General features: G+C 41.3%; 7 protein-coding genes. 5 read left to right on the plus strand and 2 right to left on the minus strand.

Annotated features, from left to right (window positions below):
* Positions 1–305: 305 nt before the first annotated feature.
* On the plus strand, positions 306–1,187 hold the full coding sequence (locus PG901_RS13180; RefSeq protein ID WP_181717798.1) for a replication initiation protein: 882 nt from the start codon (positions 306–308) through the stop codon (positions 1,185–1,187).
* Between the two features lie 89 nt (positions 1,188–1,276).
* On the opposite strand, the gene PG901_RS13185 is transcribed toward PG901_RS13180, so the two are convergent.
* Entirely contained in the window at positions 1,277–2,119 is an 843-nt protein-coding gene (locus PG901_RS13185; protein WP_181717799.1) for a tetratricopeptide repeat protein, read from the minus strand.
* Positions 2,120–2,414: 295 nt separating this feature from the next.
* Between PG901_RS13185 and PG901_RS13190 the strand changes: the two genes are divergently transcribed.
* From PG901_RS13190 to PG901_RS13205, 4 genes are all read left to right on the plus strand, one after another.
* Complete coding sequence (locus PG901_RS13190) at positions 2,415–2,747, plus strand: plasmid mobilization protein (protein ID WP_181717800.1); 333 nt, start codon at positions 2,415–2,417, stop codon at positions 2,745–2,747.
* 701 nt (positions 2,748–3,448) lie between these two features.
* The gene (locus tag PG901_RS13735) at positions 3,449–4,003 is read left to right on the plus strand and encodes an MbeB family mobilization protein (RefSeq protein WP_416383525.1); all 555 of its coding nucleotides are present in this window, start codon (positions 3,449–3,451) and stop codon (positions 4,001–4,003) included.
* 759 nt (positions 4,004–4,762) lie between these two features.
* Complete coding sequence (locus PG901_RS13200; RefSeq protein ID WP_181717795.1) at positions 4,763–5,338, plus strand: tetratricopeptide repeat protein; 576 nt, start codon at positions 4,763–4,765, stop codon at positions 5,336–5,338.
* 375 nt (positions 5,339–5,713) lie between these two features.
* Entirely contained in the window at positions 5,714–5,971 is a 258-nt protein-coding gene (locus tag PG901_RS13205) for a hypothetical protein (RefSeq protein ID WP_181717796.1), read from the plus strand.
* Positions 5,972–6,331: 360 nt separating this feature from the next.
* On the opposite strand, the gene PG901_RS13210 is transcribed toward PG901_RS13205, so the two are convergent.
* Positions 6,332–6,649: a hypothetical protein gene (locus PG901_RS13210; protein ID WP_181717797.1), complete on the minus strand. Its 318-nt coding sequence runs from the start codon at positions 6,647–6,649 to the stop codon at positions 6,332–6,334.
* Between the last annotated feature and the right edge of the window lie 139 nt (positions 6,650–6,788).

Raw genomic sequence — 6,788 nt, forward strand, 5'->3', positions numbered from 1 at the left:
GATGAGTCAATTTATGAAAAACACTGTTCCAAGCGTTCTTATTCAAGCATTAGCATGGATATATAATATGACGTAGGCAGAAATTTTTAGGGCTATGTACCCCTTAAATGGCATGGCTTTACGAGGAAATTGATAATTGACGCGAGGGTAAGGAAAGCGTAAACTCAAGTGCTAGAAACGAGTAACCCCCGATGCTTGCAGGCATCGGGGGTTAGATGAATTTTAATCTGTGTCAGCAGATATAAAACCCACCATATTCGAACGGTCATTTTATATCAGCAGGCGCACCAACACAAGTGTGCGTGATGTTAATACTACCTGAAATATACGAAACACTCCCCCATAAGCCCTATTGCACCGATGATTTAGGTAATCTTGTCATTCGTCCTAGGCAAACTGCCGTCAAAATGCGGTACATCCAGCATAACCCTCCTTGCATGACCCACTTCATTTGCCTAGACATTGATCATAAGCATGGCGCAATGCGTTGGGCGGAAGAATACCTACCACCGCCACGGTGGACAAGCCAAAATCCTGAAAACGGACACGCTCACATTGTTTATGAGCTAAAAACACCTGTTTGTACCAGTGAGCATGGCAGCCGTAAAGCCTTAGATTATCTCGCTAAGATACAAGCAGGATTGGTCAGAGAGACAAGAGCAGACGTCGGTTATACCAACTTCATCACCAAAAATCCGATGCACGAGCATTGGCGTACCGAGGTATGGACGAAAGAAGCCTATGAGCTGAATTATCTAGCAGATTTTGTTGATCTTAGACCTCTAACAACTAAAGAGAAAGAATATGGACTTGGTAGGAACTGTTCCCTGTTCGATACCGTTCGTCATTGGGCGTATTCTGCGATTAGAGAGCACAGAGGGAAGACTTGGGATCAATGGCTCAATTCAGTACTTAAACACGCACAGAACGTAAATATGATGTTTTCAGAGCCATTACCGTACTCAGAAATCAAAGCTACTGCCAAGAGCATTGCTAAATACTGCTGGAAACGTGATGCTTATCACTATAACGAGTTTATACATCGTCAGGCAATTAAAGGTAGTAAAGGAGGTAAAGTCTCTAAGCGTAAGCCTGTAGCGACGTCAGAGCAGTCATTGAAGCCTTGGGAAGAATTAGGCATATCTGAAAGCACATATCAAAGACGGAAAAGAGTCGGCAAAATTTGACAGTGGATAAGCCTAAATCAGATAACAGCGCTTTGTTAGGCCTTTTTCCTTGCTTAGGCTATTCTCTTAAGCTTCTTGCTTGTTCTTCGTTAGTAGCTTTTTTCGTTAAGCTGTCTATATTTATCGCATCCAATTTGCCATCCATCGTCGCAGCTTTTCCCATAGTTCTCTTTTGCTTTTTTAATATCTTGTCTAGTGCCGCGTCCAAGTTCGTACATCTCACCTAATATGTATGAATCTTGCGCATCGTTAGTTAGTATGCTGTATGGTTCATAATATTCTTGAGCGTACTTAAACGCTTCTATGTAGTCTTCATCTTTGTACAGAGCATTTACGAGTGCCCTTTTGGCGTACGGGTTATCTTCTTTAGCCGCCTTCTTATAGAGAGCTATAGCCTTTGCGTAGTTTTGCTCTACGCCATCCCCTATATAGTACCTATCAGCAAGTTGGTAAGTAGCAAAGTTATCTCCTGCGTTTGCAGCTTTACTAAGCCACATTACGCTTAGGGCAGTGTTCTGCTCTACTACTTCACCTTTCTCATATGCGTCTGCTATCTCTACCTGTGAATCAGTATTGCCGTTCTCAGCAGCCTTTTTATTCCAATAGAAAGATTTTTTGGCATCTTTCTTACGCCCATATAAGGGATCATACAATGCTCCAAGACTATTCATTGAATCTATATGCCCCTGTGAAGCTGCCTTCTCATACCATTTGATAGCTACGTCTATATTTTTGTTTTTGTCACTGAATTCGTAATGCGAGCCAAGGTTATATTGAGCATCAGCATCACCTTGCTCAGCTTTACTCGTGTATTTTTTTACAGTTTCCTCAGCAGAAATGCCATACTCTTCTGCATCTGTTAAAGAATATGGCACTTCTGAACAAGCACTCATTGAGAAAATAAATAATATTAAAGGTAATATTTTTTTCATAGTATTTTTAAAACTTATTATAGTGTTTATTTGTAGTAGGTAAGTTTTTGAAAAAGCTTACCTACTACAAATATTAATCATCATTATAACTCATTTGTTAAGAGCATTATTTAATACTAATTATTCATATTTTATAGCTACCATCTAGTTTTTATTGTAAGCCAGCATATACCGTGGGTACAATATCCACTACGTTACTATTGACCCAAGGCATGCCGGTAAGGGGAAACCCCTTAACCCCAACCCCTCACAAAAAGCCGTGAGGGGTAAAAACAACAGCTAGACCGAGGTTAAAATGGCAAGGACAAAATGGCTAAAAATCAGAGTGACTGATCAAGAAGTTGCAGACATTAAAAAGCGGACAGGCGCACATGATATGTCTAACTACGTTCGCAAATTGGTGCTCGATCAACCGATAGCCCCACCCGAACCTAAGCACAAAAAAATCGTCCATAGTGCCGACCCCGAATTGGTGCGAGCCATTAATCGCATTGGTATCAATATCAATCAAATCGCCAAGCAGACCAACACAGGGCAAGAAGTGGGTAATGCCGTATTGATTGCCTTACTTGATTTGCAGACCACGCTAGACAAAGCACTAGCATCGAGCTTACCCGATGATTGTTAAATTCTTCACTCATGGCACTGGTGGCAGCAAAGGCGTGTTTGACTATTTGCTTAACGACAAAGAGCAGCCGGACGGTAAACGGCTTGGTGCCGAAATCTTGAGGGGCGACATAGACAATCAAGCCTTGCTCATTGATAGCCTAGACTTCAAGCAAAAATATACCAGTGGTTGCTTATCATTCACCGAGACAGCCGACGAAGTTACTGCAGAACAAAAAAATGCCTTGATGGACGGCTTTGAGGAAACCCTTCGAGCAGGGCTAGACGTTGATAGAGTTGCCGTTTCATGGATTGAGCATCGAGACAAAGGACGGTTAGAGCTGAACTTTGTCTTTGCTAACGTTGATTTAGAACACGGCAGGGCATTTCAGCCCTATGTTCACAGCGTTGATAAGCGCAGAGTCAACGCATGGAAAGACATGCAAAACATCGAGCATGGTTTTACCGACCCTAATGACCCAGCCAATAAGCGACTAATGGCGCAGCGTGACAACTTACCAAGAGACATTAAGGACGCTAGGCAAGCCATTACTGACGGTCTAAAGGCATTGGTGGTTGAGGGCGTTATAACCAATCGTGACGATGTTATTCAAGCCCTAACGGATGGTGGCTTTGAGATTGCACGAGAGACAGACAAAGCAATCAGTATTAAAAACCCAGATCCTAAAGCAAAACGAAATATCAGGCTAACAGGTGGATTATATGAGCGAGGCTTTAAATTTAGCAGAGAAGTTCAAAGCGAAGTCACAGCAGCAAGCGAAAATTATCGAGCAGGAAGTAGAGAACGCTACGACGCAGCTAAACAGCTTTATGACAGCGAAATTGAAAGAAAGCGAGACTATCATCAAGCAAGGCATGGACAGCCTAGACACGAGCAACGAGCAGTTGCTCACGACCTTAGCAACGCATCAAACCGATATGAGTACCGCCCTCGAAACCTATATGAGCAACGTCCAAGCCCATACCACCAAGCATTTAAACCTGTTCGCAAAAGACATAGAGAAGACGATAGAAGCTTATACAGATCACATAGCGCAACTGATAGAGCAGAGAGAAGACAGGATAGCGAAGGTTATCAAGTCAGAGATGAAAAAATGGGTGATAGTCACCAGTATCGTCGCAATCACCGTAATGATATTTGGCATGATGATAGGAGCAATGCTGGTCAACAAGTTCTCGAAGCCGACTTATATCATTCAAAAATCCCAGCCACAATCGCAGACACAGCAGCCCCCCATCAACTACGGGCAGAGGTAAGTCATGGACAAGAGACTACTAGAGCAAGTACAAAAAGCCCTACAAGCACAGCAGGACACGATCAAACGCCAAGAGCAGATGCTAGACGACCAACAGCAATACATGCAGCAGATGCTAGACGAGAAAGACCAAGATATAGCGGAATTGACCGCCTCATTGAACACATTGGCACAGACCAAAACACAAGAGCTGGAACGCTTACCGACGTTATTCAAGCAGTTGAAGAATACGATGATAGAACAAACAAACGTATTCAACGGATGGGTAAATCATCAGAACAATCACGTGACAACGCAAGCATCGTTGGCAAGCGAATTATTGGCTTTAGGGAACGTGCAAATTCAACTCGTAGCGCAGTTAAAGACGTATCAGAGTACGATAGCACTGCCCGACTATCTCAAGAGCGATACGACGCAGCTAGAGAGCGATACCGTGAAGTGGGAGAGCGAATTGAGCGCATTAGCGAACGCACAGAGCAAAATAGAGCAGTCACAAGCGAAAATCAAAGGCTCACAGACAGAAATACAGACGGAGCTGAAGGAATTAAGCACATTGCTGGACAAGTCAGAGAGGCGATAAAAGCTAAAGAGCAAGAACTTGAGCGTACTAGAGTGCCTACAAGGTCAAGATCTCCAGGTATGGGTCGCTAGCTGGCTGAGGCAGAAGAAAATATCGTAAACAATGGGCTATATAATATAGTTCGATGCCTTTACAGCGCACCGAACTTAAATTGAACCACTTTTAAGGGAAGTAATTACCATGCAGGCACTAAAAAATATAGTCACTAATATATTTATTGTTTTAGGGTTGTCTCTTGGGCTAATGATATCGGCAACAGCCCTAGATGATTTTGATGAAATGTTCCAAGTCCAAGTCCTAATATCCCGAGCTCAGGAAGCAGTCATAACAGACGAAGAACTATTAAGTTTTGAGGGGAAAAAAGCATTAGCAGAACAGGGGAATGTTTGGAGCCAATTCTACCTTGGGCTGATGTACTACGAAGGCGAAGGCGTGAGTCAAGATTATGGCAAAGCCGTTAAGTGGTTTCAAAGAGCTGCCAATCAAGGCAATGTTTTGAGCCAATATAATCTTGGAGTGATGTACTACGAAGGCGAAGGCGTGACTCAGGATTACGCCCAAGCCGTTGAGTGGTTTCAAAGAGCTGCCAATCAAGGCGATGTTTGGAGCCAATTCTATCTTGGGGTTTTGTATTCTAATGGATATGGCGTCCGCCAAAGTAAAGTTACAGCAAAGGAGTGGTTTGGTAAGACTTGTGATCGTAGATACCAATATGGGTGTGATAAATACCGAGAACTAAATGAGCAAGGTTACTGATTTATCCAGTTCGAAAACCGATTGTTGGTATTGTAAAAATTAAAAATTAATAAAGCCCGAAAAAACTTGGTCTACAGCCGATAGTTTACTTCCTACTATGCCGTCCAAACTCACATTCAGCGACAAGTCACCTTGTAATATTGCGGTATATTCTACGGTATATTTCAAAAGCCAATTACTGGTAGTCAATGACAACAAAGGTTGTGGCTGCTAGTTTACTTCCTTGTGTACCGATCAAACATTAAAAAGCAACTTATCTGACAGGTAAAGCAGATGCTCTTCCAACATATAAAATTATGGATATACAGACAATTGTATATTTGATATCGTTATAAGAGCTTTACAAATTCACTGTCAGGAGATGAAAAATGTATTATGGTTGACAGATTAAAAGGAAGTGATTTGACACGTGCCATGCTAAAGCATGATCAAAATATATGGTGTGCTGTTAGTGATGAGAGTGACCAACAAGCAATAAGTGATCTAAATGGGAATGACTTTACAGCTTACATCTCAAAATTTCAGAATGGATATTTTTATTGTGATGGTGGTATGCAATGGTCATATGCTGTGCCAATTAAGATAGTACCTATAAAATATACAGAAGCAATCTATATTGAAAAAACCTGCTAACTACTGCGGGTTTTTTATTGCTTGAAGATCGTTCTCGGACAGGTAAAGCCACTTATCGAAAATAACCCCATGAAAGCCTGATTCAAGTCGAAAAACCATCGAAATACTCACGACAAGTACACCCAAAGCAATTACCTACAGACAATCATATAAATATCAGCAACTTACCTACCGATGATGGTACCCACTACAGGTACCTTACTTATTCCTATAAAGATAGATTATGACAAATGATATTAGATAGAAGATGTCGGTTTACATGGATTCCATTGATCTATGCCTATTCGCAAAAAAAAGGCAGAGAATAAATTCTCTGCCTTTTTTTGCATAAGTCGTTACTATAGTTATTCGATAACTATATTATCTGCACTTTTTTTGTTCGTATAAATTAGTCAAATTGGCACGACGTTCTTTTGCAGCATTAATAGCTTCATCTGTATTAGAGTAAGTACCAATCAGCGCAGGCCAAAATAACAGAGCGACGGCGACATTTTTACCAGTGACACCACGATCCGCACGCGCTTCTTTTTCAAATCTATCAGCTTCTTCTATTTCACTTAAAATTTGTGGACAAGATAGGTTAACGTCGCTTACTTTCTTAGTCTGTACGACATGTGGCGTTGCACAGCCCTGTAATAACAATGCAAACATACCGATCACTAAAGCAGTCTTTTTCATATTCGTCTCTAAATTTTCATAGCTAGCAATTATTAGAGTAGATAAAATCTGCCCTAACAGAATTTAACATTTATACATAAATCAGAAACAAAAGTCAACACAAATCTATGTTTTTACATACAGTATTGGCTTTATGGTA

The organism is Psychrobacter sp. ANT_H3 (assembly GCF_027919975.1).
Classification (GTDB): domain Bacteria; phylum Pseudomonadota; class Gammaproteobacteria; order Pseudomonadales; family Moraxellaceae; genus Psychrobacter; species Psychrobacter maritimus.